Origin of the sequence: Atlantibacter subterraneus (genome assembly GCF_007570865.1) — a bacterium.
In the GTDB taxonomy this organism is placed as follows: Bacteria; Pseudomonadota; Gammaproteobacteria; order Enterobacterales; family Enterobacteriaceae; genus Atlantibacter; species Atlantibacter subterraneus.
On record NZ_VLPS01000009.1, the window covers coordinates 293,032 to 319,109 of the forward strand.

The window sequence follows — 26,078 nt, forward strand, 5'->3', positions numbered from 1 at the left end:
CGTAAGAGTGAAAAAATGGTCACGCCACCTGCTTGCCGCCGGTGCATTAGCCCTGGGAATGAGCGCCGCCCATGCGGATGACAGTAAAACCGTCTACTTCTATAACTGGACCGAGTATGTGCCGCCGGGCCTGCTGGAGCAGTTCACCAAAGAGACCGGCATAAAAGTGATTTATTCGACCTACGAGTCGAACGAAACCATGTACGCCAAGCTGAAAACCTATAAAGAAGGCGCTTACGATCTGGTGGTGCCGTCGACCTATTTTGTCGACAAAATGCGCAAGGAAGGCATGATCCAGAAGATCGACAAAAGCAAGCTGACCAACTTCCACAACCTCGATCCGGCAATGCTCAACAAGCCGTTCGACCCCAATAATGACTACTCCATCCCGTATATCTGGGGTGCCACGGCGATTGGCGTGAACAGCGAGAGTATCGATCCGAAAACCGTGACCCGCTGGGCGGATCTGTGGAAACCGGAATACAAAGGCAGCCTGCTGCTGACCGACGATGCCCGCGAAGTGTTCCAGATGGCGCTGCTGAAGCTGGGGCTGTCGGGTAACACCACCGATCGGAAAGAGATCGAACAGGCTTATCATGAACTGCAAAAACTGATGCCTAACGTGGCGGCCTTCAACTCCGACAACCCGGCCAACCCGTATATGGAAGGCGAAGTGAATCTGGGGATGGTGTGGAACGGCTCGGCGTGGGTAGCGCGCCAGGCGGGCACGCCGCTGGAAATCGTCTGGCCGGAAGAAGGCGGGATTTTCTGGATGGACAGCCTGTCGATTCCGTCTAACGCCAAAAACGTCGATGGCGCGATGCAGCTGATTAACTTCCTGCTGCGCCCGGATGTGGCGAAACAGGTAGCGGAAACCATCGGCTATCCGACGCCAAACCTTGAAGCACGCAAGCTGCTGAGCAAAGAGGTATCCGGCGATAAATCCCTGTATCCGGATCAGGCAACGATTGATAAAGGCGAATGGCAGAACGATGTCGGTGACGCCAGCGCCATTTATGAGGAGTATTATCAGAAACTGAAAGCAGGCCGTTAAACGCTTGCCAGGCGGAGCGCCCTGCTCCGCCTGATGTTTACAGCCCTTTCAGCAACCGCTCGACAAACTCCGGCACCACTTCACTCGCCAGCCCGTAGTGCTTCTCTTCAAATTCGCTGCCGACCTGGCTCGGCTCAAGATTTAACTCCACGGTATGCGCGCCGTGCAGCCGCGCTTCGTGCACGAATCCCGCCGCCGGATAAACGTGCCCGGAGGTGCCGATAGCAATAAACACATCCGCCATTGCCAGCGCCTGGTAAATCTCATCCATCCCTAATGGCATTTCGCCAAACCACACTACGTGCGGGCGCAGCGGCGCAGGGAACTGGCAGCAGTGGCATTTATCGTTGCCGGTGACGTCCTGGGTCCACGCCAGGATTTGCCCGCTTTGCGAACAGCGCACCTTCAGCAGCTCGCCATGCATATGAATAATATTGTGGTTGCCCGCCCGCTCATGGAGATTGTCGATATTCTGAGTGATCAGCATAAACCGGTCGCCCAGCGCCTGCTCCAGCTGCGCCAGCGCCAGATGGGCAGCATTGGGTTGGATCTCGGGCTGCTGTAACTGGCGACGGCGGGCGTTATAGAACGCCTGCACCAGCTGCGGATCGCGGGCGAAGCCTTCCGGCGTCGCCACGTCTTCGACCCGGTGCTCTTCCCATAGTCCATCGGTGGCGCGAAAGGTGCGGATCCCGGATTCCGCCGAGATCCCCGCGCCGGTTAATACCACGACTCTTGGTTTATCCATCGCTTCGGGTACTCCATTCTGGAAAAATAACCGCTGACGCAACCGCTCGCGCAGCCGACGCTTGTTTCTTTTAAACCGCAGTAAGCGGTGCTGACGACGCGATAGCATAGCAACCTCAGAAAGTTAGTCCGTTAAATGGAGGAACGCAGCGCCGCGCATTCCTCCGGCATCCCCGTGCCTCGCCGCTTCAATACGCGGCGTCCGGGCGACGGGAAGGAGCGAGCGGGGCAAACGCGCGCCCAGCGCTTCGGTCAGGTACGAAAAATTCGATAAACCGCCGCCAATTACCACCAGATGCGCATCAACAACCGTCAGCCAGTTGCCGAGACAGACAGCCAGCAGGTCGACAAAGCGTTCGACGTGGGCGCGCGCATTGTCGTCACCGGCATGCCAGCGGGCGATAATTTCCGGGGCCTCCAGTGATTCATGGTAGAAGTGATGATACAGCCATGCAAAGCCGCGCCCGGAAAGAAAGGTCTCCGCACAGCCGTGTTGGCCGCAGCCGCAGCGTTTGATGGGGATGTCCCAGCCCAGTAGTGCCACTGCATCGATGGGCAGCCGGGTGTGACCGAACTCGCCGGTAATATAGTTGCGGCCGGTGACCGCCTTGCCGTTAACCACCAGCCCGCCGCCGACGCCTGTACCGAGGATCAGCCCCATTACCACCGGATAGCGGCGAAATTCCTCATCCCAGGCTTCGGACAGCGCAAAGCAGTTGGCATCGTTGTCGATACGCACATCGCGGTCCAGCAACCGGCTTAAATCGGCGCGTACTGGATGGCCTGAGGCGGCGGGTAAATTGGCCGCGTACAGCAACCCTTCATCGGTTTCCGGCATACCGGGAATGCCGATGCCGACATGCCCTTTTACGCCGAACAGCGCATCGGCCTCGTTCACCAGCCCGGTAACCGCCGCGAGAAACGCCGGATAGCTATCGTGGGGCGTGGCGACACGTTTTTCAAACTGCAACTGCCGCGCCGCGTCATAGACACCCAGCGCGATTTTACTGCCGCCAATATCAAAACCGTAGTACATCCCTGCCCCCTGTGATTATTGCCCGCTCAGTACCCGTGCCGGGTCGATACGGCTGGCGCGCCGCGCCGGATACCAGCTTGCCACCAGGCTCAGCACCAGTGCGGTAATCAACACATATACCACATCCATGATGTGAAGTTCTGATGGCAAGAAGTCGATAAAGTAAATGTCGCCGGACAGGAAATGGTGGCCGATGAGCTTCTCAATCCACGCGATAATGTTGGTGAGCTGCCAGGAAGCCAGCACGCCGACCACCACGCCGCTGACGCTGCCCACCAGCCCGGCCAACAAACCGTACCACACGAAAATGGCGCGGATCAGCCCGTCTTTTGCGCCCAGGGTGCGCAATACCGCGATATCGCTGCTCTTGTCTTTCACCGCCATTACCAGCGTGGATACGATGTTGAAACAGGCGACGCCAATCACCAGTACCATCGCCAGATACATGATGGCGCGGATCATCTGGATATCGCGATACATATAGCCGTAGGTGCCGATCCAGCTCTTGATGTACACATAAGCGTTGGTCACTTCGCCCGCGTCGCGCACCAGCTTGTTGGCGTTAAATACGTCATTCACTTTGATGGCGATACCGGTGACGCTGTCACCCATGTCCAGATACTGCTGGGCATCCTGCATCGGCACCATCGCGAGGCTGTGATCGAGCTGGCCGCTGAGCTGTAAAATCCCGGCGATTTGCAGGCGCACCCGCTTGGGTTGCAGCAGTTTATTTTCGCCATCGGAGTTGGGGATCATGATCGAGATCCAGTCGCCCTGCTTCACCTTCAGCGCATCGGCCACGCCTTTGCCGATAATGATCTGCTGCTGCCCGGCCTTAAAGTTTTGCCAGGCGTTGTTCTGCACATACTTCGGCAACGCGCTGAGGTGGGTTTCCTGCTCGGGGTCGACGCCCTTCACCTGAATCGCCCGCAGGTTAACCCCGCTCTCAATCAGGCCGGTAAAGTTGATATACGGCGCGGCGGCTGCGATGCCGGGCACTTTTTCCACCCGCGCCAGCACCTCAGGCCAGCCTTTCCACGGCTGATCCACCGGCTCGATTTCACCGTGCGGCACCACCGCCAGAATGCGGTTATTGAGCTCGCGCTCGAAGCCGTTCATGGCGCTCAGACCCATGATCAGCACCGCCACGCCCAGCGCGATGCCCAACGTGGAGATAACGGAAATCAGCGATACCATGCCGCTGCGCCGCCGTCCCCGGCTAAAGCGCAGGCCAATCAGTAATGAAAGTGGGCTGGCCATTACTGCGCTCCCATCAGGGTCAGTTCGCTGCTGAGATGCCCGTCGCGCATTTCCAGCTGGCGGCTCATCCGGCGCGCCAGTTGCAGATCGTGGGTCACCACCAGAAACGCGGTGCCTTGCTGCTGATTCAGCTCGCCCAGCAACGCGAAGATGCTGTCGGCGTTGCGGGCGTCAAGGTTGCCGGTGGGTTCATCCGCCATCACCAGCCGCGGCTTGTTCACCAGCGCACGGGCAATCGCCACGCGCTGGCGCTCGCCGCCGGAAAGCTCGGAAGGACGATGGTTGCTGCGATGCCCCAGCCCGACGGCGTTCAGCATCTCCAGCGCCCGCGCCTGGGTTTCGTCGGTTTTTTTCTTGCCGATCAGCAGCGGCATCGCCACGTTTTCCAGCGCGGTGAAATCCGGCAGCAGGTGGTGGAACTGGTAGATAAAGCCCAGCTCGCGGTTACGCAACTCGGCCTTAGCCGCCGACGACATGCCGCTCATGGCTTTGCCGTTGAAAATCACGTCGCCGGAGGTCGGCGTATCTAACCCGCCGAGCAGATGCAACAGGGTACTTTTCCCTGAGCCGGAACTGCCGACAATCGCCATCATCTCGCCGCTCTGGATCGTGAAACTGACGTTATGCAACACGTCGGTCTGCACGTTCCCTTCCTGATAGCGTTTGCACAGGTTGTCGCACTGCAACAGGACAGAATTACTCATAACGTAAAGCCTCAGCGGGTTGAGTGGCGGCGGCGCGCCAGGACGGATACAGCGTGGATAACAGCGCGATAGCCATTGCGATTAACGCGATAGCCACCACTTGTAACGGTTCGATAGCGACCGGCAGCGCCGCGCCGTCGAGGAATGCGCCGATAATCGGCATTAAATTATTCAGCTGGCTGGCCAGCAGCGCGCCGAGCAATGCGCCCAACAGCGCGCCGATAACCCCTGCGCTGGCCCCCTGGACCATAAACACCGCCATGATCTGGCGCGGCGTCAGCCCCTGGGTTTGCAGGATCGCCACTTCGCCCTGCTTCTCCATCACCATCAGGCCGAGAGACGTGATGATATTAAACGCGGCGACGGCGACGATCAGGCTCAGCAGCAGCCCCATCATGTTTTTTTCCATGCGCACCGCCTGGAACAGCTCGCCCTTGCGCTCGCGCCAGTCTTTCCATTCGGTGCCCGGCGGCAGGGTTTGCTGGCTCAGCACGTCCACTTTCAGCGGCTCGTTGAGCCACAGACGCCAGCCGGTGATATTCCCCGCCGGATAGCGCATCAGGCGCGAGGCATCCTGGATATTCACCAGCATCTGGTAGCCGTCCACTTCGCTATTGGCGGCGAAGGTGCCGATCACGGTAAACAGCCGCTGGCTCGGCAGGCGACCCATCGGGGTGAACTGGCTGGCGGAAGGCACCATCAGGCGCAGCTGGTCGCCGCGCTTCACGGCCAGTTGACCGGCCAGCTGCTCGCCGAGGATCACGTTGTACTGCCCGGCGGTGAGATCGCTTTGCTTCACGTTCACCAGATACGGCGTAAGCGGGTCGTCTTTAGCCGGATCGATACCCAGCATCACGCCCACCGCCACGCTGCGCGGGCTTTGCAGCACCACATCGCCGGTGGTCAGCGGCGCAATACGCTTAACGCCCTGCAGCCTGAGGTCTTGCCCGGGAAGCTGTTGCGGATTAACTGAGCCCTTGGGCGTGGTGATCAGCGCCTGCGGCATCAGCCCAAGAATGTTGTTTTGCAGCTCGCGCTCGAAACCGTTCATCACCGACAGCACCGTGACCAGCGCCATTACGCCAAGGGTAATGCCAATGGTAGAGAGCCAGGAGACAAAGCGACCGAAGCGGTCTGCTGCGCGGCCCCGCATATAGCGCAGGCCGATAAATAAAGCGACAGGTTGGTACATGAAATCCATCTGATTGCTTTGCAAAGTAACCCGGGAGTATATAAGCCTGCCGGAATCAAGTAAATGAAATATAACGTCTTTTTGTTTCAGCTCTGATGATAAAAACAGAGCGAAATCAAACTGATAAACGAGACGGCGTATAAGCTTTGCGCTTTTCAGGTGATTTCACCCTGCGAATTATCCTGAAATCATCGCCGTTTTTAGCGATCAAAGTGACACCGTCACATAAATCCCGTGGCGAAGTTTGTGTTACGCTTTGCTAAAGCAGATCGATCGCGGATAATAATGACAGTTCGCATTCATCGCGATAACCCATTCTTGCGCCAGACTTTACCGGGTCGCGGGTCACAACGAGAAACGCTAATACACGCTATGTCTGAACAATATCGTTATTCCTTGCCCGCCAAACCGGGCGACCAACGCCTGCTGGGCGAACTCACTGGCGCGGCTTGCGCCACAGAAGTGGCGGAAATGGCTGAACGCCATGCCGGGCCGGTGGTGCTGATTGCCCCTGATATGCAAAATGCCCTGCGGCTGCACGATGAAATTCGCCAGTTTACCGACAGCATGGTAATGAATCTGGCGGACTGGGAAACCCTGCCATACGACAGTTTCTCGCCGCACCAGGACATTATCTCTTCACGCCTGTCAACCCTGTATCAACTGCCTGCCATGCAGCGCGGCGTGCTGATCATGCCGGTCAACACCCTGATGCAGCGCGTTTGCCCGCACAGTTTCCTGCACGGCCATGCGCTGGTGATGAAAAAAGGCCAGCGGCTGTCGCGCGACGCGCTGCGCGGCCAGCTGGAACAGGCGGGCTACCGCCATGTGGATCAGGTGATGGAGCATGGCGAATACGCCACGCGCGGCGCGTTGCTCGACCTGTATCCGATGGGCAGCGCCCAGCCCTATCGTCTCGACTTTTTCGATGACGAGATCGACAGCCTGCGGTTGTTTGACGTCGATACCCAGCGCACGCTGGAGGAAGTTGAGGCCATCAACCTGCTGCCGGCGCACGAATTCCCCACCGATAAAAACGCCATCGAACTGTTTCGCACCAACTGGCGCGACCGCTTCGAGGTGAAGCGCGACGCCGAACATATCTATCAGCAGGTGAGCAAAGGCACCCTGCCCGCCGGTATCGAGTACTGGCAGCCGCTGTTTTTCAGCGAGCCGCTGCCACCGCTGTTCAGCTATTTCCCGGCCAATACCCTGATGGTCAATACCGGCGATCTGGAAACCAGCGCCCAGCGTTTCTGGGCCGATACCGTGGCGCGTTTTGAGAATCGCGGCGTTGATCCGATGCGTCCGCTGTTGCCGCCGGAGCAGTTGTGGCTGCGCACCGACGAGCTGTTCAGCGAGCTAAAAAACTGGCCGCGCGTACAGCTTAAAACCGAGGCGCTGCCCGAAAAAGCCGCCAATACTAATCTCGGCTATCAGCCGCTGCCGGAGCTGTCGGTTAAAGCACAGCAAAAAGCGCCGTTAGACGATCTGCGTAAGTTCCTGGAATCCTTCGACGGCCCGGTGGTGTTTTCGGTCGAGAGCGAAGGCCGCCGCGAAGCCCTGTCTGAGCTGCTGGCGCGTATTAAAGTCGCCCCGAAAAAGCTCTATCGCTTTGACGAGGCCAGCGGTCAGGGCCGCTATGTCATTTTAGGCTCCGCCGAACGCGGATTTATCGATACCCGCCGCCAGCGGGCGCTGATTTGCGAAAGCGATCTGCTGGGCGAGCGCGTGGCGCGCCGCCGCCAGGACAATCGCCGCACCATTAACCCGGACACGCTGATCCGCAACCTGGCGGAACTGCATACCGGCCAGCCGGTGGTGCATCTGGAGCACGGCGTGGGCCGCTATGCCGGGATGACCACCCTGGAAGCGGGCGGTATCACTGGCGAATACCTGATTTTGACCTACGCCAACGACGCCAAACTGTACGTGCCGGTGTCGTCGCTGCATTTGATCAGCCGCTATGCCGGGGGCGCGGAAGAGAACGCGCCGCTGCACAAGCTGGGCAGCGACGCCTGGTCCCGGGCGCGGCAGAAAGCGGCAGAGAAAGTACGCGACGTGGCGGCGGAGCTGCTGGACATCTACTCCCAGCGCGCGGCGAAAACTGGCTTTGCGTTTAAGCACGATCGCGAGCAGTACCAGCTGTTCTGCGACAGCTTCCCGTTTGAAACCACACCGGATCAGGCCCAGGCCATTAACGCAGTGCTGAGCGATATGTGCCAGCCGCTGGCGATGGACCGGCTGGTATGCGGCGACGTCGGCTTCGGCAAAACTGAAGTGGCGATGCGCGCGGCATTCCTGGCGGTGGAGAACAACAAGCAGGTCGCCGTACTGGTGCCGACCACCCTGCTGGCCCAGCAGCATTTCGATAACTTCCGCGACCGTTTTGCCAACTGGCCGGTGCGCATTGAAATGCTGTCGCGTTTTCGCAGCGCCAAAGAACAGACTCAGGTGTTGGAACAGGCTGCCGAAGGCAAAATCGATATCCTGATCGGCACCCATAAGCTATTGCAAAGTGACGTGCAGTGGAAAGATTTGGGCCTGCTGATCGTCGATGAAGAGCACCGCTTTGGGGTGCGTCATAAAGAGCGCATCAAAGCGATGCGCGCCGACGTGGATATCCTGACGCTGACCGCTACGCCGATACCACGCACCCTGAATATGGCGATGAGCGGCATGCGCGATCTGTCGATAATCGCTACCCCGCCGGCGCGTCGTCTGGCGGTGAAAACCTTCGTGCGCGAATACGACAGCCTGGTGGTGCGCGAGGCCATCCTGCGTGAGATCCTGCGCGGCGGCCAGGTTTACTACCTGTATAACGATGTGGAAAACATCCAGAAAGCCGCCGACCGGCTGGCAACGCTGGTGCCGGAAGCGCGTATCGCCATCGGTCACGGCCAGATGCGCGAGCGCGAACTGGAACGGGTGATGAACGATTTCCACCACCAGCGTTTTAACGTGCTGGTGTGCACTACCATTATCGAAACCGGTATCGACATCCCCACCGCCAATACCATTATTATTGAGCGCGCCGACCATTTCGGCCTGGCGCAGCTGCACCAGCTGCGTGGCCGCGTGGGCCGTTCGCACCACCAGGCCTACGCCTGGCTGCTGACTCCGCATCAGAAAGCGATGACCACCGATGCGCAAAAACGCCTGGAGGCCATTGCGTCGCTGGAGGATTTGGGCGCAGGTTTCGCGCTGGCGACCCACGATCTGGAAATTCGCGGCGCGGGCGAACTGCTCGGCGAAGGCCAGAGCGGGCAGATGGAAACCATCGGCTTCTCGCTGTATATGGAGCTGCTGGAAAACGCGGTGGATGCGCTGAAGGAAGGCCGCGAGCCGTCGCTGGAAGACCTCACCAGCCAGCAAACCGAGGTGGAGCTGCGGATGCCGTCGCTGTTGCCGGAAGATTTCATCCCCGATGTGAATACCCGCCTGTCGTTCTATAAACGCATCGCCAGCGCCAAAAAGCCGGGTGAGCTGGACGAAATAAAAGTGGAGCTGATCGACCGTTTCGGCCTGCTGCCGGATGCGGCGCGCAATCTGCTGGATATCGCCCGACTGCGCCAGCTGGCGCAGAAAATGGGTATTCGCAAGATTGAGGCCCACGATAAGGGCGGCGTGATTGAGTTTGCCGAGAAAAACCATGTCGACCCGGTATGGCTGATCGGTTTACTGCAAAAATCGCCGCAGCATTTCCGGCTCGATGGCCCGACGCGCCTGAAGTTTTTCCAGGATCTCAACGAACGTAAAACCCGGATGGAGTGGGTGACGCAATTTATGACCCAGGTTCAGGAAAACGCGGTGGCATAACCGAAAGAAGCCCGGCGCAGCGCCGGGTTTTTACCTTCTGGCGAATAATTTACAAAATATTTCAATCCTCCAGGATTTCCCTGGACGGCGCTGGTCATACTTGCCTCTTCTACCCATTACAAAACCTTAACAATCATAGGGTTATTAATATGACTTCTTCATTGCGCATTTTTCGCTGGATCACCTGGTTTAGCGTTATCGCCACGCTGGCCGTCGCACTGCCCACGCGCGCCAATACCTACCCGCTACCGCCTGCGGGCAGCCGTTTGATAGGCGAAATCCAGTATCACGTGGTTGAGCCAGGCGGCGGCTCGCTGGAGGCTATCGCTAAACAGTACAACGTCGGTTTCCTGGCGCTGATGCAGGCCAACCCCGGCGTTGATCCGTATGTCCCGCGTGAAGGCAGCGTGCTGACCATCCCGCGCCAGATGCTGCTGCCGGATGCGCCGCGCGAAGGCATCCTGATCAACCTGGCGGAACTGCGTCTTTACTACTTCCCGCCGGGCACCAATAGCGTGACGGTGTACCCGATTGGCATCGGCCAACTGGATGGCGACACCCTGACGCCGACCATGAAAACCAGCGTCTCGCAAAAGCGCGCCAACCCGACCTGGACGCCGACCGCCAATATTCGCGCCCGCTATCTGAAGCAGGGCATTACCCTACCGGCGGTCGTGCCCGCCGGGCCGGATAACCCGATGGGGCATCACGCGATCCGCCTCGCGGCCTACGGCGGCGTTTATCTGCTGCACGGCACCAACGCCGATTTCGGCATCGGGATGCGCGTCAGCTCCGGCTGCATCCGCCTGCGTGATGATGATATCAAGCACCTGTTCAGCGTGGTGGATGTGGGCACGAAGGTGAACATCATTAACGAGCCACTGAAAATCTCCAGCGAGCCGGATGGCCGCCAGATTGTTGAGGTCCATCAGCCGCTGTCGAAGGATATCAACGACGATCCGCAAACCCTGCCGATCAACCTGAATGACGGTGCCCAGCGCTTCCGTACCCAGCCAACGGTCAATGGCGACGTAATGAACCACGCCATGGAGTTGCGCTCCGGGATGCCAGTAGACGTGACCCGCCATGGCGATGCCAGCACCCAGCAGGAAATCTAAAAAAATGGCCTCGCTTAGCGAGGCCATTTTGTTTTAAAGGGGATGGCGTTAGCGACCGGTCATGGTCAGGCCGCCTGGGATGGCTTTCTGCATGCGGTGCCAGATTTCACCACTCTCATGACCGTAGCGGCGCACGCTTTCATACACCTGGTCATGCAGACCTTCTTCACAGATCTTCGCCAGCCGATGGTAAAAACCTAACGCCAGGCTGCGCGCTTCCGGATTAGCAAAGTAGTGACGGCCAATGCGGGTATACAGCCCTTTCATCCCGTTGAGGATCAGGCCGTAAATCGGATTGCCCGAGGCAAACGCCAGCCCGCGAAAGATGTTGTAATCCAGGCTGGCAAACGCATCGGCGTGATCTTCCACTTCCGTCGCGGTAGCCAGCACTTCAAGCGCTTTATCCGGATGCTGGCGAAACGCGGTACGGATAAAAATGGTCGCGATATTGGTACGCACCGACAGCAGATTATCAATCAGCTGCGGGACACTTTCGTGATCGAGGCGCGCCAGCGTTTCAAGAATGTTCAGCCCGGACGTTTCCCAGAAGTTATTCACTTTGGTCGGTTTGCCGTGTTGAATGGTCAACCAGCCGTCACGCGCCAGACGCTGCAACACTTCACGTAGCGTGGTGCGGGTAACGCCGATTAACTCGGAGAGCTCACGTTCCGCCGGAAGGATCGTCCCCGGTGGGAAGCGATTATTCCAGATACTTTCAATGATGTACTCTTCAGCGAAACCCGCCGGGCTTTGCGCCTTTATAACCATAGTGAGATACCCATACACAGCATTTTACAAAATTCACTCATCATACCAGACGCATTTCCTGACAGATAGCGAAGTCTCAGGGGAAAAAGGGGATCGCGGTTTGCTTTTTATTAATTCCCGGCACGTTTAAAACCCTGTTTTAGCTTGCCTGGAACACACGTGAGCGCTAGGATTTTCCGTCGCCCCTACCCACACTTATTCTGAAGGAGTAAAAGCTTGACCATGGAAATGTCATTCGGACGCGCCCTTTACCGTAATTTTCTCGGTCAGTCTCCCGACTGGTACAAAGTGACACTGCTGTCATTTCTGGTACTTAATCCGATTCTCTTTTTCATCAGCCCGTTTGTTGCCGGGTGGTTTCTGGTCGCCGAATTCATTTTCACCCTGGCGATGGCGCTGAAATGCTATCCGCTACTGCCGGGCGGGCTGCTGGCTATTGAAGCGGTGATGATTGGCATGACCACGCCGGGCCATATCCGCGAAGAGATAAGCGCTAACCTCGAAGTGCTGTTACTGCTGATGTTTATGGTGGCAGGCATCTACTTTATGAAGCAGCTGCTGTTGCTGATTTTCACGAAACTGCTGCTGGGCATCCGTTCAAAGGTTTTGCTGTCGCTGGCATTCTGTTTCGCCGCCGCATTTTTATCTGCCTTCCTGGATGCGTTGACGGTGGTCGCGGTAGTGATCAGCGTTGCGGTAGGCTTTTACAGTATCTACCACCGCTACGCCAGCACCCGTCACGACAATGGCGATTTGCAGGATGACTCGACGCTCGAAGAAGACAGCCGCGCCAATCTGGAAAAATTCCGCGCATTTCTCCGCAGCCTGATGATGCATGCCGGGGTCGGCACCGCGCTCGGCGGCGTGATGACCATGGTGGGCGAGCCCCAGAACCTGATCATTGCCAAAGCCGCCGACTGGCACTTTGTCGATTTCTTGATTCGCGTTGCCCCGGTGAGCGTACCGGTGCTGTTCTGCGGCCTGGCAACCTGTTTTATCGTCGAGAAAATGCGCTGGTTTGGCTACGGCGAGTCGTTGCCGGAATCGGTACGCCAGGTACTGCGCGAGTTTGATGAAAAAAGCACCCGCGAGCGCACCCGCCAGGACAAAATGAAGCTGGTGGTTCAGGGGATTATCGCCGTCTGGCTGATCGTCGCGCTGGCCCTGCATCTGGCCGAGGTCGGCCTGATTGGCCTGTCGGTGATTGTTTTCGCTACCGCGCTGTGCGGCGTCACCGACGAGCATGCCATCGGCAAGGCCTTCACCGAAGCGCTGCCGTTTACCGCGCTGCTGACGGTATTTTTCGCCGTTGTGGCGGTGATAATCGACCAGAAACTGTTCTCGCCGATCATCACTTTTGTGCTGGAAGCCGCGCCGCATGCGCAGTTGTCGCTTTTCTACCTGTTTAACGGCCTGCTGTCGTCGATTTCCGATAACGTGTTCGTCGGCACAGTGTATATTAACGAAGCCAAAACGGCGCTGGAGCAAGGGCTTATCGATCGCAACCAGTTTGAACTGCTGGCGGTGGCGATTAACACCGGCACCAATTTACCGTCGGTGGCGACGCCTAACGGGCAGGCGGCGTTTCTGTTCCTGCTGACTTCGGCGCTGGCACCGCTGATTCGCCTGTCGTATGGCCGCATGGTGTGGATGGCGCTGCCTTATACTCTGGTGCTCACCTTAACGGGGCTGGCCTGTGTTGAATATATCTTGATGCCCGCCACAGAGTGGATGCTGGCGCATGGCTGGATCGCGACACTCTGATTATCATGGCCCGCGAAATGAATAAATATCAAAGCGCCTTCCTCAGCAGGCGCTTTTAAATGATGAATATCTGATTAATTTGTTATTTTTATTGTCCTTAGTGGCGTGCCAGGCGAATTCGTTTACACTGCCCTCTCGACGCATACAGCAGGGAATTTGATTATGTTGCGATATTTAAACCAGTGCTCCCACGGCCGCGGCGCATGGCTTCTGATGGCCCTTACGGCGTTTGCCCTTGAACTGGTTGCGCTGTGGTTTCAGCATGTGATGAAGCTGCAGCCGTGCGTGTTATGCATTTATGAGCGCTGCGCGTTGTTCGGTATTATGGGCGCGGGGCTCCTCGGCGCAATCGCACCCAAATCGCCCTTACGTTTAGTCGCGATTGGCGTGTGGATTTACAGTGCATGGCAGGGCGTGGCGCTGGCCTATGAACACACCATGATGCAATTGCACCCCTCGCCGTTTGTCACCTGCGATTTCGCGGCGCGTTTCCCGAGCTGGCTGCCGCTGGATAAATGGCTGCCGCAGGTTTTCGTCGCCAGTGGCGATTGCTCGGTACGTCAGTGGGAATTTTTATCGCTGGAGATGCCGCAGTGGCTGCTGGGGATTTTCGCGGCTTATCTGGTCATCGCGCTGCTGGTGCTGATCGCCCAGCCGTTTAAACCGCGCAAACGCGATCTGTTTGGGCGCTACTAATTAAGCGACATCGAATGCCCTGAAGCCTGGCTTCGGGGCATTTTTTTGCCCTGAACTCAGAACAGCGCAAACAACAGCGCCACAGGGAAACTCATCGGCCAGGTCGCGCCGATTAATGCCGCGCTCAGCAATTTAATCCGTACCCTATCTTTGGCAATGAAGAACGTCACCACGGCGGCGAGGCTCGCCATCACGATGTAAAACACCCACATTTTTTGATACAGCGTCATAGAAACTAGCGATCCGTTGAATAAACGGGCGGCACTATGCGCGGATTTATCTCTGACATCAAGTTGATTAACGTACCCGCAGCATTTCTACCACTAAATTTCCGGTTATATTCAACAAAAAACCGCCTGCTAAGAGGCGGTTGTATGTCGTTCCCGACATTTAGTGTGACGGTTCCGAAGCCTGTTGGCTCTGTTGTTGCAGGATCCTGAAGATCTGGTCTTTCAGGTGCAGTTTCTCTTTTTTGAGCCGGGCGACCTCCTCGCAATAACCCCTGCCATTTGCGCCTTCACGGCGGCTTATTTCCTGGTCCAGGGCATTATGCTTCTCGACGAGCGATTCGAAACGCGGATGTTCAGCTTTGAGGCGGGGAATTAAATCACGGTACTCTGGGAACATAGGCCTTCCTCTGTAAAGTGGATGACGGTGCCGCCTTTGCAGGCGACACGTTCACTCTACGACTTTTTGCTGAGACCGGGCAAAGAGAATGGCGGTTTTGTGAGCAGGGTCCGGCTGGTTAGCACATTGTGAATTTGCGTTAGGGTTACTGCGCCCAGTCAGGCTTATTAAGGATGTGATCCTGCCAGTCGCGCACCGTGGATTCTTTCACCGCGATATTACGCACGGAAATCCGTTCGGCATGCATCGCTGCTTTGGAGCCGGTACGCAGCGGGTGCCAGACCGGCAGATCTTTCCCTTCCGCCAGCAGGCGGTAGGCGCAGCTCGGCGGCAGCCACTCAAAGGTTGGCAGGTTTTCGCGGGTCAGCTTGATGCAGTCCGGCTCATACTCAAAGCGGCGCTCGTAGTTGCGGCACTGGCAGGTTTTGATATTGAGCTGCTTACAGGCGACGTTGGTGAAGTAGATTTCATCGGTATCTTCGTCCATCAGCTTGTGCAGGCAGCACTGGCCGCAGCCGTCGCACAGGGATTCCCATTCCGCGTCGCTCATTTCATCGAGAGTTTTTTGTTGCCAGAAAGGTATATCGCTCATGCCAGGGCCCGCCGCTAAAAGTAAGCGCACCTTATAAACACTATCGGCCCCGGATGCAAGTTTTGCCGCCCCGAACGAGGCGGCAGAAGGGTTACAGGACGCGTGTGGTCAGGGTGCGATCGTTAAAGGTAATTTCCAGTTCGTCGCCGCTCGCCAGCGGCCCGACGCCTTCTGGCGTGCCGGTCAGCACAATATCCCCGGCGCGCAGGGTAAAGTAGCGACTCATATAGGCAATCAATGGAATGATTTTATGGATCATGTCTTTGGTATTGCCGTTCTGCCGCACTTCGCCGTTGACCTTCAGGCCCAGCGCTACATTCTGCGGATCGCAGCCAAATTCCGCCGCCGGAATAAAGCCGGAAATCGGGCAGGCGTTATCAAAGCCTTTGGCTTTTTCCCACGGGTGACCGCCCTTTTTCATTTTCGACTGCACGTCACGCAGCGTCAGATCCAGCGCGACGCCATACCCGGCGATGGCTTTGCTGACGTGGTCTTCGGTTGCCTGTCGCAGGGTCGAGCCAATCAGTACCGCCAGCTCCACTTCATGGTGTACCGATCCCAGCCCCTGAGGCAGTACCAGCGGCTGGCGTATATCGCACAGCGCGGTTTCCGGTTTGATAAACAGTACCGGCTCATCAGGCGGCGTGCTACCCATCTCCTGAATATGTTTGCTGTAGTTGCTGCCCACGCAAACCACTTTATTCACCGGAAAATCCAGCAGCGCCCCTTGCCAGTTATGGTGTTGATACATGATGTTCCCTCTGCGTTGTACGGTATGATTATTTTTTGGCCGGTGCGTTATCGTCGTTGCGCATGATTGCGTCGGCCATCATGCCAATACTGATAGCAAAATAGTAAGAACGATTCCATGTCATCAGCGTACGGAAATTTTGCAACGCCATAAATCCCCTGTTCTGACCATCATCTGGAATGACGATCCAGGCGTTTTGCTGCCCATCGGGCTGGCGTGTGTTTTGTGGGAAGGTCACGCCAAGCGCCTGCCACTGGGCAACGGTTTTACGCTGTGCCGTTTTGGTCCCGGCTAACGCGGTATCGAAATCAGCAGGCAGTGTGACTTGCTGGCCCCACTCCCCGCCGCGCTTCCAGCCTTCGCTCGCCAGATAGTTGGCGCTGGAGGCGAACACGTCGTTAATGTTATTCCAGATATCCATTTTACCGTCACCGTCGCCATCAGCGCCGTAGCGTAAGTAAGAGCTCGGCATAAACTGGTTTTGCCCCATCGCACCCGCCCAGGAGCCTTTCATCTGGCTGGCTTCGATATGCCCTTCATCCACCATCTTCAACGCCGCGATCAGCTCCTTAGTAAAGAAAGCTTCGCGACGCCCTTCAAAAGCCAGGCTCGCCAGGGCAGAGAAAATATCTTCGTCACCCTGCACTTTGCCGAAACGGCTTTCCAGCGCCCAGAGCGCGACCAGATACTGCGGCTGAACGCCGTAACGTTGCTCGGTGCGGCGCAGGATTTGCTGATGGGTGCGCATCTGGGTACGCGCTTCCGCGACTTTTTCAGGAGTAATCACGCGATTGAGATAGTCATCCAGCAGCACTTTTTGCTCGGGCTGGTTTTGATCGGATTTCACCACATGCTCGACAAAGTGGATGGTGGCGAACGCCTGGTTAACCGTGGTTTCGCGAATGCCCTGCTGGCGCGCCTCGCGCTTGAGTTTCTCGACAAATTCCGAAAAGCCGTCGGGCTGGGCGGTTTGCGGTGCCTGCTGGGCGGCAGCGGCGGGCGACGAGGTTGCAGGGGTGGGGTCAGGCAACTGAGGGGTGGCGTGAAGATAACCCGCGAAAAGACAACTAAAAAGCGTTAACGCACTGACGGCAGATTTCATAGGATTTCCCGGCTCATTGATCACAGGTTATCGTGCTTAATGTAGCCAGGAAATCCTCATCGCGTGTTGCGAAACTTATTTTTTGCTTTGCATTTCACGGTGCTGCTTTAACAAATCCTCCGGCGGCGGCGGAATTTGTAAATAAAAGCCCTGCTCCGTTAATGCCTTTTTAACTTTTTCCAGATCGGCAAAGGCTAATTTCTTTCTTCCATCAAGGGGAAATAACATCGCCAGCACGGGTTGACCGAAACTCTGCATCAAATCTTCCGGTACACGTGAAAAATCGTCCTTTTTTTCTACATAAAGATAAGTTTGATCGCGTTTGGCACTTCGATAAATTGCACAAAACATAGTTTTTACTCTGATTTCGCCGGGTGGTGACTTGCCTGAATATAGCCAGGACTATAACATGCCTCGAGGGTTTCGGAATATCATCCCACCGTTGTGGGGATTATAACTGAATTGAGTAAGGCCAGGATGTCAAACACGCCCATCGAGCTTAAAGGCAGTAGTTTCACGTTATCAGTGGTTCATTTGCATGATGCGCACCCTGAGGTGATTCGCAAAGCACTGGAAGATAAAATTGCTCAGGCACCGGCCTTTTTAAAAAACGCGCCCGTGGTGGTCAATATTTCAAATCTGGAAGGCAAGCTTAACTGGCAGGCATTACATGATGTCGTGCTGGCAAGCGGCCTTCATCTGGTCGGCATTAGCGGCTGCAAAGATGACGCGCTCAAGGCTGAAATCAGCCGGGCCGGCATTGCGTTGCTGACCGAAGGCAAAGACAAACCCGCACGTCCCGTTTCTCCTCCCGCTCCCGAACCTGTTGCGACACCCATCACAAAAACGCGCTTAATTGATCTACCGGTACGTTCCGGGCAGCGAGTTTATGCGCCAAATTGTGATTTGATAGTCACTAACCACGTGAGCGCTGGCGCGGAGCTTATCGCCGATGGCAATATTCATGTCTACGGCATGATGCGCGGACGGGCACTGGCCGGAGCCAGTGGCGATCGGGATGCGCAAATATTTTGCACTAGCCTTGCGGCGGAGCTGGTCTCCATTGCGGGGGTTTACTGGCTGAGCGATCAAATCCCAGCCACTTATTCTGGCAAGGCGGCACGTCTGCAACTCGCGGAAAACGACTTGACCATTCAACCATTAAATTAAGCCCTTTTAACAAGGAATTCCTTTATGGCACGCATTATTGTTGTTACTTCGGGTAAAGGGGGCGTTGGGAAGACCACCTCCAGCGCGGCCATCGCTACGGGTTTGGCCCAGAAGGGAAGAAAAACCGTTGTTATCGATTTCGATATCGGCCTGCGTAATCTTGACCTGATCATGGGGTGTGAACGTCGTGTCGTATACGATTTTGTTAACGTCATTCAGGGCGATGCTACGCTGAATCAGGCGCTGATCAAAGATAAGCGCACCGAGAATCTCTATATTCTCCCCGCCTCGCAGACCCGCGATAAAGACGCGCTGACCCGCGACGGCGTAGGTAAAATTCTTGATGAACTCAAAAGCATGGACTTTGAGTTTGTGGTTTGCGACTCACCGGCAGGCATCGAAAGCGGCGCGCTGATGGCGCTCTATTTCGCCGATGAAGCGGTGATCACCACTAACCCGGAAGTCTCCTCAGTGCGCGACTCTGACCGCATTCTGGGCATTCTGGCGTCCAAATCCCGCCGCGCTGAGAACGGCGAAGCGCCGATTAAAGAGCATTTGCTGCTGACCCGTTACAACCCGGGCCGCGTTAATCGTGGCGACATGCTGAGCATGGAAGATGTGTTAGAGATCCTACGCATTCCTTTGGTAGGCGTGATCCCGGAAGATCAGTCAGTGTTGCGCGCATCTAACCAGGGCGAGCCGGTGATCCTCGATCAGGATTCCGACGCGGGTAAAGCGTATGCCGACACCATTGAGCGTCTGCTTGGAGAAGAACGTCCTTTCCGCTTCATTGAAGAAGAGAAGAAAGGTTTCCTCAAACGCCTGTTCGGAGGATGATTTATGGCATTACTCGACTTTTTTCTTTCGCGTAAAAAGAATACCGCCAGTATCGCGAAAGAACGTTTACAGATCATTGTCGCGGAGCGCCGCCGCAGTGATTCAGAACCGCATTATTTGCCGCAGTTGAAGCGCGATATTCTGGAAGTGATTTGCAAATATGTGCAGATCGATCCGGAAATGGTCACCGTGCAGCTGGATCAAAAAGGCGATGATATTTCGGTGCTGGAACTTAACGTAACGCTACCGGAAGCGGAAGAAACAAAATAGCCTTTAAGAGCACTCTTATTTCTTTTGGAAATTGCTCAATGCTGTTATTTATCTTTTGCCAGGCCAATATAAAAAAACCCTGTGAATATTCACAGGGTTTTTTGTTAATAACGACTTAATAGCTCTTTTAGTTGCACCGCTAATAATTCGCCACGCCAACCGCTAATTAATTCCGGCAGCATTGCTTTTGGTTTAAGCTGCCAGTGCCAGTTTAATAACTGATTTATTTGCCGACGCGATGCAAGCAGTTCCGCACTCACGCCTTTCGCTTCGCTGGTTGCCTGTACCAGTGCTTTGATCTCTTTAAATACTTTCCGATAACCGGGCATATCAACCAGATTGGCAATCGGCTCGGGGAGATCGGATTCCGGCAACGCCTGCGCCTGCGCCACTAAGGCCAGCAACGTTTTACCATGAAAGCGAATTTCACTGCCCGACAGCCCCAGGCTATCCAGTTCTCCGAGCGATGTCGGCATATAGCGCGCCACCTGCCAGAGATGCTCTTCGCGCACCACAAAGTTCAGCGCCAGATCGCGTTCGCGGGCTTTTTTCAGCCGCCATGCCGCCAGCAGCTTTAAACACGCCAGTTGGCGGGTGCGCAACTGCCAGGCGTTGCCGATATCGCGCCAGACTTCTTCCGGATCTGCTTGTTCGCTGCGGCGCGCCATCATCAGGCGGCACTCGTCCAGCGCCGCTTCCAGCCAGCCGGATTCACGCGTTTTCTCCACTAACTGAGTGGCGATCGGCAACAGATACCAGACGTCCGCCGCCGCGTAGTCACACTGACGTTCGGTCAGCGGGCGCGCCAGCCAGTCGGTGCGCGATTCACTTTTATCCAGCGCGATGCCGGTGAAACTCTCCACCAGCGCCGCAAACCCGCAAGACAGCGCATGGCCGGAGAAAGACGCCAGAATTTGGGTGTCGATAAACGGCTCCGGCATCATGCCAAATGCGTTCAGGAACACTTCAAGATCTTCGCTCCCGGCATGGAGGAATTTAGTGACGTTAACGTCCTGCAACAGTGCTTTGAAGGGTGCCCACTCGGTGATAGTCAACGGGTCGATCAGCGAAACCTGCTCGCCGTCATACAGCTGGATAAGCCCCAGTTGAGGATAATAGGTGCGGGTACGGACGAATTCGGTGTCCAGCGCCAGTGCCGGATGACGACGCGCCGCTTCGCAGCAGGCGGCCAGCGCGTCGTTGGTGGTGATCATCTGATAATTCAAATTACTTTCTCTTTGGTTTGCGCCAAAAAAAACGCCGGTTAACCGGCGTTTGGCGACTTTCTCGGAGCTCAGGCGTTATTGTTGCCTGGCTTGCGTGCTTCGTCACGCAGTTCTCGTCGTAAAATCTTCCCAACGTTGGATTTCGGGAGCTCATCGCGGAATTCTACCAGCTTCGGCACCTTGTATCCGGTCAGATGACGGCGGCAGAAGGTAATTAGCGACTCTTCACTCAGCGCCGGGTCTTTCTTCACCACGAAGATTTTCACGGTTTCGCCGCTGGCTCCGGACGGGACGCCCACCGCTGCCACTTCGCTGACGCCGGTATGTTGCATCACCACGTCTTCAATTTCATTAGGATAAACGTTAAATCCTGACACCAGGATCATATCTTTTTTGCGATCCACGATGCGCAGGAACCCTTCATCGTCCATTACCGCGATATCGCCGGTGGCCAGCCAGCCGTCCTTGATGATTTCATCGGTGGCGTCCGGGCGCTGCCAGTAGCCTAACATCACCTGCGGCCCGCGGATGCACAGCTCGCCCGGCTCGCCGTGCGGCACTTCGTTGCCCTCGTCGTCGATAAGCTTCGCTTCCGTAGAAGGCACCGGCAGGCCGATGCTGCCGCTGTGGTAATCGATGTCGTGCGGGTTAACGCTCACCAGCGGCGAGCACTCGGTCAGGCCGTAGCCCTCCAGCAAAAATTGCCCGGTGAGTTTTTCCCAGCGCTCCGCCACTGCCTGCTGAACCGGCATCCCGCCGCCCGCAGAGAGATGCAGTGTAGAAAAATCGAGCTGGTGGAATTCTTTGTTGTTCAGCAGCGCGTTAAACAGGGTATTAACGCCGGTCATGGCGGTGAACGGGTATTTCGCCATCTCTTTCACCAGCCCCGGAATATCGCGCGGGTTGGTGATCAGCAGGTTCTGGCCGCCGAGTTCGATAAACAGCAGGCAGTTCATGGTCAGCGCGAAGATGTGATACAGCGGCAGCGGCGTGATCACAAACTCTTTACCCTGGAACAGCAGCGGCCCGTAGGTGGCTTTCACCTGCTCGAGGTTGGCGAGCATATTGCGATGGGTCAGCATCGCGCCTTTGGCAACGCCGGTGGTGCCGCCGGTGTATTGCAGGAAGGCAAGATCGTTGCCGGTCACTTCCGGCTTGATGTACTGCATCCGATAGCCGTTGTGCAGCGCGCTGCGAAACGATATGGCATCCGGCAGATGGTATTTCGGCACCAGACGCTTGATGTATTTAACGACAAAGTTGACCAGCGTACCTTTGGCGGTGGAGAGCTGGTCGCCCATGCGGGTCAGGATCACGTGCTTAACCTGGGTGCGGTCAACCACTTTTTCCAGGGTATGGGCAAAGTTGGACACGATCACAATGGCGCTGGCACCGCTGTCGTTCAGCTGGTGTTCCAGTTCGCGCGGGGTGTACAGCGGGTTAACGTTCACCACGATCATCCCGGCGCGCAAAATGCCAAACAGCGCCACCGGATATTGCAGCAGGTTAGGCATCATCAGCGCGACGCGATCGCCCTTCTGCAATCCCAGCCCTTCCTGGAGATAGGCGGCGAACGCTCGGCTGCGCTCTTCCAGCTTACGGAAGGTCATCACCTCGCCCATATTAATAAACGCGGGCTGGTCGGCGTAACGCGTCACGGCCTGCTCAAACAGTTCTACCAGGGATTGATAACGATCGGGGTCGATTTCAGCCGGAACATCGGCCGGATAACGGTTAAGCCAAACCTTCTTCAATGCATCACCTCTGAAAGTAGTATTCGTCGTCATCGCAACCCCAATAATAAAAACATGCCGTTAACATAATATTAACTCAGCGTACCAGTTTATTAATTAGGCTGATTTAAGGATGCGAAGCGCGTCACTATTTATTTTTCTTATGTCCTGAAAACAAACAGACAGCGGACCTGCCGCTGTCTGTTATTACCGCAAAACAAAGGGTTACTCGGTCACAATGGTCTGGACCTGAGCCGGGCCGGGATTATACCAGCCCCATGGGCCATAACCATAGCGCCACGGGTACGGGCCGAACCAGGGATCGATGGGTTGCGGCGGCATCACCACCTGTTGAGTAATATGCCAGCGTTTATAACCCGTCACATCCATGGTCATAAATTTATACGGCGTTGCGCCGACTTTACCGTCTACTGCGCCGGTGATGGTACCGAGTACCGTCACCAGTTGCCCGCGAAAGTCCACCGGGTCGAGGAAGCCGTTCACGTCGGCAAAAATGCGTCCGCGAGAGGGTTCACCCAGCACCGGGCGCGCGCCGCTGTCGAGCGGCACGGTGGCGATTTCCAGCCGGGTTTTGCCCTGTTGATTCTGGATACTCACCACTTTGCCGCCAAAACGCGCTTCCTGACCAACGTACAGGCGCGGTGCGTCCATCACGGCAGCCAGATCCTGCTGGGGTATCTGGCTGGAGCCTTTGATGGCGTCCGGGATCGTGACGCATCCGGAGAGCGCCAGCGCGCCTATCGCCACCAGCCATATGCGAAACATCGTTTTTTGCATCGCCATTGTTGACTCCTTAACCCGACGCGCCGCGTCAGGCGATTACGCTCTGCCTGGCAATTTTTTCCAGGCGACTTCATTGCGCAGATAAACCGGTTCGGCCTGTTCAACCGGCACCGTTTTCTGTTGTTCAAAATCCCGTGCCGCCAGCGGCAGCATGTCTTCAGCGGCGGGCAGTTGAATGCCGCCGTCAACCAGGGTCACGCTGCTGCCGTTAGCCATTTCCGGCCAGGCCTGCCAGCCAGTACCGACCGTCGCCCATTCTCCGCTTAATTCCATCAACCGGGCGTTAACCGCTTCCGGCTTTAATACGGCTTCAGTGTGTTCGCCGTGCCAGACGCCGTGCTCATCGCGCTGGTACTCTGCCCAGTAGACTTCGCCCATGCGCGCATCGATGGCGGCCAGCACGCGCGTCGCGCCGGTTTTGCGGTACGCGCCCTGCGCCATGGTGGCGAGCGTCGACACGCCAATCATCGGCAGTTCTGCGCCCAGCGCCAGGCCCTGGGCGATGCCGATGCCAATGCGCACGCCGGTAAAACTCCCGGGGCCGCGGCCAAACGCCAGCGCGTCAATCTGAGACAAGGAAACGGCGCACTGGTTCAGAAGTGTCTGAACCAGCGGCAAAATTCGTTGGGTGTGCTCACGTTGGCATAGCTCGAAATGAGCATGAGTGGTGTCGTTATCCTGAAGCGCTACGGAACAGGCTTCGGTGGCGGTGTCTATGGCCAGAATTCGCATATCTTTTCGCACTCTCGCGAGGTGGGGTCATGTAAAAATGGCGCGCATCTTACCATAGTCTGGCACAAATTACTCCGTCACGGGGGTGGCGAGAAACGCGGCGGCACGAGTAATGTCGCGGGTGCGCGGCGCGGGCGGCAGGCTCGCCAGGAACACTGCGCCATACGGGCGCATCACCAGCCGGTTGTCGCAGATCACCAGCACGCCGCGGTCGTCGACGTCGCGGATCAAACGTCCGACGCCCTGCTTCAGGGTGATGACCGCATCCGGCAGTTGCACTTCGTCAAACGGATCGCCGCCGCGCAGGCGACAATCCTCCATGCGCGCTTTGAGCAGCGGATCGTCCGGCGAGGTAAACGGCAGTTTATCGATGATCACCAGCGACAGCGTATCGCCGCGTACGTCCACGCCTTCCCAGAAGCTGCTGGTCGCCACCAGCAGGGCATTGCCTGCCTCAACAAACTGTTGCAGCAGCTGGCCTTTGCTGGTTTCGCCCTGCAAGAGCACCGGCAGCGTCAGCATGGCGCGGAACTGCTCCGCCAGATCGCGCATCATGGCGTGGGAGGTGCAGAGCATAAAGCAGCGCCCGTTATTGGCCTCGATCATCGGTTTCAGCATTCTGGCCAGATGACGCGCTGCGCCGGGCTGGTTGGCCATCGGCAGGCCGCGCGGCACGCAGAGCAGCGCCTGCTTCTGGTAATCAAACGGGCTGGGCAACAGCAGAGTTTCCGCTTTGCTGATGCCTAAGCGATCGGTGAAGTGGTGCAAATCATCATTCACCGACAGCGTGGCGGAGGTGAAAACCCAGGTGCCGGATTTTTGCGCCATCACGTCGGTAAACTTATCCGCCACGTTCAGCGGGGTCAGCGCCAGGGTGAAGTGGCGCGAATTGCATTCGTACCAGTAGCTGAAGCCCGGCGTATTGATCTCTTTGAGCCGCTTCAGGCGAGCGCGATACAGAGTAGCGCGTTCGAATGCCGCATCCAGCAGCGCCGAGCGCCCCAACGACAGTTTCGCCACGTCGTAGCACAGCTCCAGCGCATCATCAAGCAGTACCAGCGCCCGCTGGATGGTGGGGTCGGCCAGCAGTTCGCGCAAATTACCGCGAAAGCCCGGCTCTCCCAGTTGCAGACGGAAATCCTGCGCGCGCTGGGCCAGCCGGTCGGCGCATTTTTGCAGCTGCTGGGTGTCTTTGACTTCAGTGCGGTAAGCGATAGTGATGTCTTTTGCCAGATCCTGAAGCTGGCGGCTGGACAGCGACTGGCCGAAATACTGGCTGGCGATATCCGGGATCTGGTGCGCTTCATCGAAAATGGTGACGTCCACTTCCGGGATCAGCTCGGCGAAGCCGCTCTCCTTTACCACCATATCGGCCATAAACAGATGATGGTTGACCACCACCACGTCGGCCTCCATGGCGTTTTTACGCGCTTTTACCACAAAGCAGTCTTTATACAGCGGGCAGTCGGCCCCGAGGCAGTTATCGTTGGTACTGGTGACCAGCGGCCAGACCGGGGCGTCTTCCGCCACGCTGGCGCAGGTGCTGATATCACCGTCATAGGTTTGATTGGCCCAACTGCGCAACAGGATCACGTCGCTCAGGGTTTGCACCGGCAGATCGCCCCCGGCCAGCGCCTGCTGTTCCAGACGCTCGAGGCACAAATAGTTAGAGCGCCCTTTGAGCAGCGCCAGTTTGCCTTTGTAGTCCAGGGCGCGGGCAACGGTGGGCAAGTCGCGGCTGTAGAGCTGATCCTGAAGGGCCTTTGAACCGGTAGAGATGATGACTTTTTTTTCCGAGCGCAGCGCAGGGGCAAGATAGGCGTAGGTTTTACCGGTGCCGGTTCCCGCTTCGACCACCAGCGGGGTTTGCGTCTCGATCGCTTTCGCCACGGCCTGCGCCATCAAACGCTGCGGTTCACGCGGTTTAAAGCCCGGTATCGCTTTTGCCAGTTGCCCGTCGGTTGCGAAATCGTCCGTCACATTTTCTTCAGCCACACTGATGTCCGTCACACTACCCCCTGGATAAATTGCCAGTGATTATGTCAGGGGCGCGCGGCTTTCGCCAGCCTAAGAGAT

The 26,078-nt window shown here is 56.9% G+C and carries 25 protein-coding genes; 8 read left to right on the forward strand and 17 right to left on the reverse strand.

The annotated features are described in order from the left end of the window. Positions 1 to 7: 7 nt before the first annotated feature. Positions 8 to 1,054: a spermidine/putrescine ABC transporter substrate-binding protein PotD gene (potD, locus tag FND52_RS18475; protein ID WP_144132549.1), complete on the forward strand. Its 1,047-nt coding sequence runs from the start codon at positions 8 to 10 to the stop codon at positions 1,052 to 1,054. A 37-nt stretch (positions 1,055 to 1,091) separates the two neighbouring features. Here potD and cobB read toward each other — a convergent pair whose 3' ends face one another. The 5 genes from cobB to lolC are packed head-to-tail and all read right to left on the reverse strand — an operon-like array spanning position 1,092 to position 5,993. Then, a complete protein-coding gene (gene cobB, locus FND52_RS18480; RefSeq protein WP_125291983.1) occupies positions 1,092 to 1,910 on the reverse strand; it encodes a Sir2 family NAD+-dependent deacetylase in 819 nt (272 codons plus the stop codon). 15 nt (positions 1,911 to 1,925) lie between these two features. Further along, positions 1,926 to 2,837 carry an N-acetylglucosamine kinase gene (gene nagK, locus FND52_RS18485; RefSeq protein WP_144132550.1) on the reverse strand — a complete coding sequence of 304 codons (912 nt, stop codon included), beginning with the start codon at positions 2,835 to 2,837 and terminating at the stop codon, positions 1,926 to 1,928. Between the two features lie 15 nt (positions 2,838 to 2,852). Continuing rightward, positions 2,853 to 4,097: a lipoprotein-releasing ABC transporter permease subunit LolE gene (gene lolE, locus FND52_RS18490; RefSeq protein WP_125291981.1), complete on the reverse strand. Its 1,245-nt coding sequence runs from the start codon at positions 4,095 to 4,097 to the stop codon at positions 2,853 to 2,855. Beyond that, positions 4,097 to 4,801 (reverse strand): lipoprotein-releasing ABC transporter ATP-binding protein LolD, encoded by a 705-nt coding sequence (lolD, locus tag FND52_RS18495; protein ID WP_125291980.1) that lies wholly within the window; start codon positions 4,799 to 4,801, stop codon positions 4,097 to 4,099. Before lolD ends, lolE begins: the two co-directional genes overlap by 1 nt. Next, positions 4,794 to 5,993, reverse strand: a complete 1,200-nt coding sequence (gene lolC / locus FND52_RS18500) for a lipoprotein-releasing ABC transporter permease subunit LolC (RefSeq protein WP_144132552.1) — start codon at positions 5,991 to 5,993, stop codon at positions 4,794 to 4,796. The genes lolD and lolC overlap by 8 nt, the downstream gene beginning before the upstream one ends. A gap of 372 nt (positions 5,994 to 6,365) precedes the next feature. On the opposite strand from lolC, the gene mfd reads away from it, so the two are divergent. Continuing rightward, the gene (mfd, locus tag FND52_RS18505; protein ID WP_144132554.1) at positions 6,366 to 9,812 is read left to right on the forward strand and encodes a transcription-repair coupling factor; all 3,447 of its coding nucleotides are present in this window, start codon (positions 6,366 to 6,368) and stop codon (positions 9,810 to 9,812) included. A 149-nt stretch (positions 9,813 to 9,961) separates the two neighbouring features. After that, entirely contained in the window at positions 9,962 to 10,930 is a 969-nt protein-coding gene (ldtC, locus tag FND52_RS18510; RefSeq protein WP_144132556.1) for a L,D-transpeptidase LdtC, read from the forward strand. A 48-nt stretch (positions 10,931 to 10,978) separates the two neighbouring features. On the opposite strand, the gene fadR is transcribed toward ldtC, so the two are convergent. Continuing rightward, the gene (gene fadR, locus FND52_RS18515) at positions 10,979 to 11,698 is read right to left on the reverse strand and encodes a fatty acid metabolism transcriptional regulator FadR (protein WP_125291976.1); all 720 of its coding nucleotides are present in this window, start codon (positions 11,696 to 11,698) and stop codon (positions 10,979 to 10,981) included. A 222-nt stretch (positions 11,699 to 11,920) separates the two neighbouring features. On the opposite strand from fadR, the gene nhaB reads away from it, so the two are divergent. After that, complete coding sequence (nhaB, locus tag FND52_RS18520) at positions 11,921 to 13,462, forward strand: Na(+)/H(+) antiporter NhaB (RefSeq protein WP_144132558.1); 1,542 nt, start codon at positions 11,921 to 11,923, stop codon at positions 13,460 to 13,462. Between the two features lie 162 nt (positions 13,463 to 13,624). Continuing rightward, the gene (gene dsbB / locus FND52_RS18525) at positions 13,625 to 14,158 is read left to right on the forward strand and encodes a disulfide bond formation protein DsbB (RefSeq protein ID WP_144132560.1); all 534 of its coding nucleotides are present in this window, start codon (positions 13,625 to 13,627) and stop codon (positions 14,156 to 14,158) included. 56 nt (positions 14,159 to 14,214) lie between these two features. Here dsbB and FND52_RS18530 read toward each other — a convergent pair whose 3' ends face one another. The 6 genes from FND52_RS18530 to FND52_RS18555 form a co-directional block, all read right to left on the reverse strand. Next, positions 14,215 to 14,388 carry a GhoT/OrtT family toxin gene (locus FND52_RS18530; RefSeq protein WP_125291973.1) on the reverse strand — a complete coding sequence of 58 codons (174 nt, stop codon included), beginning with the start codon at positions 14,386 to 14,388 and terminating at the stop codon, positions 14,215 to 14,217. 160 nt (positions 14,389 to 14,548) lie between these two features. After that, positions 14,549 to 14,785: an HP1242/YdcH family protein gene (locus FND52_RS18535; protein WP_125291972.1), complete on the reverse strand. Its 237-nt coding sequence runs from the start codon at positions 14,783 to 14,785 to the stop codon at positions 14,549 to 14,551. A 145-nt stretch (positions 14,786 to 14,930) separates the two neighbouring features. Continuing rightward, positions 14,931 to 15,377 carry a YcgN family cysteine cluster protein gene (locus tag FND52_RS18540; RefSeq protein WP_125291971.1) on the reverse strand — a complete coding sequence of 149 codons (447 nt, stop codon included), beginning with the start codon at positions 15,375 to 15,377 and terminating at the stop codon, positions 14,931 to 14,933. A gap of 91 nt (positions 15,378 to 15,468) precedes the next feature. Then, on the reverse strand, positions 15,469 to 16,128 hold the full coding sequence (locus FND52_RS18545; protein WP_125291970.1) for a fumarylacetoacetate hydrolase family protein: 660 nt from the start codon (positions 16,126 to 16,128) through the stop codon (positions 15,469 to 15,471). A gap of 28 nt (positions 16,129 to 16,156) precedes the next feature. Further along, positions 16,157 to 17,230, reverse strand: a complete 1,074-nt coding sequence (locus FND52_RS18550; RefSeq protein ID WP_144132562.1) for a lytic murein transglycosylase — start codon at positions 17,228 to 17,230, stop codon at positions 16,157 to 16,159. A 75-nt stretch (positions 17,231 to 17,305) separates the two neighbouring features. Further along, the gene (locus tag FND52_RS18555; protein WP_125291968.1) at positions 17,306 to 17,581 is read right to left on the reverse strand and encodes a YcgL domain-containing protein; all 276 of its coding nucleotides are present in this window, start codon (positions 17,579 to 17,581) and stop codon (positions 17,306 to 17,308) included. Positions 17,582 to 17,707: 126 nt separating this feature from the next. Here FND52_RS18555 and minC point away from each other — a divergent pair, with 126 nt between their 5' ends. Genes minC through minE form a run of 3 tightly spaced genes read left to right on the forward strand, consistent with a single transcriptional unit; the run spans position 17,708 to position 19,507 of the window. Then, complete coding sequence (minC, locus tag FND52_RS18560) at positions 17,708 to 18,400, forward strand: septum site-determining protein MinC (RefSeq protein WP_125291967.1); 693 nt, start codon at positions 17,708 to 17,710, stop codon at positions 18,398 to 18,400. Between the two features lie 24 nt (positions 18,401 to 18,424). Beyond that, a complete protein-coding gene (gene minD, locus FND52_RS18565; RefSeq protein WP_125291966.1) occupies positions 18,425 to 19,237 on the forward strand; it encodes a septum site-determining protein MinD in 813 nt (270 codons plus the stop codon). A 3-nt stretch (positions 19,238 to 19,240) separates the two neighbouring features. Continuing rightward, positions 19,241 to 19,507 (forward strand): cell division topological specificity factor MinE, encoded by a 267-nt coding sequence (minE, locus tag FND52_RS18570; protein ID WP_125291965.1) that lies wholly within the window; start codon positions 19,241 to 19,243, stop codon positions 19,505 to 19,507. Positions 19,508 to 19,611: 104 nt separating this feature from the next. Here minE and rnd read toward each other — a convergent pair whose 3' ends face one another. The 5 genes from rnd to yoaA form a co-directional block, all read right to left on the reverse strand. Next, positions 19,612 to 20,733, reverse strand: coding sequence for a ribonuclease D (gene rnd / locus FND52_RS18575; protein WP_144132564.1), 1,122 nt, complete (start codon positions 20,731 to 20,733; stop codon positions 19,612 to 19,614). A 68-nt stretch (positions 20,734 to 20,801) separates the two neighbouring features. Further along, a complete protein-coding gene (gene fadD, locus FND52_RS18580) occupies positions 20,802 to 22,487 on the reverse strand; it encodes a long-chain-fatty-acid--CoA ligase FadD (RefSeq protein ID WP_125291963.1) in 1,686 nt (561 codons plus the stop codon). Positions 22,488 to 22,691: 204 nt separating this feature from the next. Beyond that, positions 22,692 to 23,270 (reverse strand): Slp family lipoprotein, encoded by a 579-nt coding sequence (locus FND52_RS18585; RefSeq protein ID WP_144132566.1) that lies wholly within the window; start codon positions 23,268 to 23,270, stop codon positions 22,692 to 22,694. Positions 23,271 to 23,306: 36 nt separating this feature from the next. Continuing rightward, positions 23,307 to 24,002, reverse strand: coding sequence for a tRNA (adenosine(37)-N6)-threonylcarbamoyltransferase complex dimerization subunit type 1 TsaB (tsaB, locus tag FND52_RS18590; protein WP_144132568.1), 696 nt, complete (start codon positions 24,000 to 24,002; stop codon positions 23,307 to 23,309). A 69-nt stretch (positions 24,003 to 24,071) separates the two neighbouring features. Further along, positions 24,072 to 25,982: a DNA repair helicase YoaA gene (yoaA, locus tag FND52_RS18595; RefSeq protein WP_144132693.1), complete on the reverse strand. Its 1,911-nt coding sequence runs from the start codon at positions 25,980 to 25,982 to the stop codon at positions 24,072 to 24,074. Positions 25,983 to 26,078 lie beyond the last annotated feature (96 nt).

Coding starts and splice junctions, on each gene's coding strand:
- cobB (WP_125291983.1), bottom strand. CDS start 1,910: ATGCTATCGCGTCGTCAGCACCGCTTACTGCGGTTTAAAAGAAACAAG.
- nagK (WP_144132550.1), bottom strand. CDS start 2,837: ATGTACTACGGTTTTGATATTGGCGGCAGTAAAATCGCGCTGGGTGTC.
- lolE (WP_125291981.1), bottom strand. CDS start 4,097: ATGGCCAGCCCACTTTCATTACTGATTGGCCTGCGCTTTAGCCGGGGA.
- lolD (WP_125291980.1), bottom strand. CDS start 4,801: ATGAGTAATTCTGTCCTGTTGCAGTGCGACAACCTGTGCAAACGCTAT.
- lolC (WP_144132552.1), bottom strand. CDS start 5,993: ATGTACCAACCTGTCGCTTTATTTATCGGCCTGCGCTATATGCGGGGC.
- mfd (WP_144132554.1), top strand. CDS start 6,366: ATGTCTGAACAATATCGTTATTCCTTGCCCGCCAAACCGGGCGACCAA.
- ldtC (WP_144132556.1), top strand. CDS start 9,962: ATGACTTCTTCATTGCGCATTTTTCGCTGGATCACCTGGTTTAGCGTT.
- fadR (WP_125291976.1), bottom strand. CDS start 11,698: ATGGTTATAAAGGCGCAAAGCCCGGCGGGTTTCGCTGAAGAGTACATC.
- nhaB (WP_144132558.1), top strand. CDS start 11,921: ATGGAAATGTCATTCGGACGCGCCCTTTACCGTAATTTTCTCGGTCAG.
- dsbB (WP_144132560.1), top strand. CDS start 13,625: ATGTTGCGATATTTAAACCAGTGCTCCCACGGCCGCGGCGCATGGCTT.
- FND52_RS18530 (WP_125291973.1), bottom strand. CDS start 14,388: ATGACGCTGTATCAAAAAATGTGGGTGTTTTACATCGTGATGGCGAGC.
- FND52_RS18535 (WP_125291972.1), bottom strand. CDS start 14,785: ATGTTCCCAGAGTACCGTGATTTAATTCCCCGCCTCAAAGCTGAACAT.
- FND52_RS18540 (WP_125291971.1), bottom strand. CDS start 15,377: ATGAGCGATATACCTTTCTGGCAACAAAAAACTCTCGATGAAATGAGC.
- FND52_RS18545 (WP_125291970.1), bottom strand. CDS start 16,128: ATGTATCAACACCATAACTGGCAAGGGGCGCTGCTGGATTTTCCGGTG.
- FND52_RS18550 (WP_144132562.1), bottom strand. CDS start 17,230: ATGAAATCTGCCGTCAGTGCGTTAACGCTTTTTAGTTGTCTTTTCGCG.
- FND52_RS18555 (WP_125291968.1), bottom strand. CDS start 17,581: ATGTTTTGTGCAATTTATCGAAGTGCCAAACGCGATCAAACTTATCTT.
- minC (WP_125291967.1), top strand. CDS start 17,708: ATGTCAAACACGCCCATCGAGCTTAAAGGCAGTAGTTTCACGTTATCA.
- minD (WP_125291966.1), top strand. CDS start 18,425: ATGGCACGCATTATTGTTGTTACTTCGGGTAAAGGGGGCGTTGGGAAG.
- minE (WP_125291965.1), top strand. CDS start 19,241: ATGGCATTACTCGACTTTTTTCTTTCGCGTAAAAAGAATACCGCCAGT.
- FND52_RS18585 (WP_144132566.1), bottom strand. CDS start 23,270: ATGGCGATGCAAAAAACGATGTTTCGCATATGGCTGGTGGCGATAGGC.
- tsaB (WP_144132568.1), bottom strand. CDS start 24,002: ATGCGAATTCTGGCCATAGACACCGCCACCGAAGCCTGTTCCGTAGCG.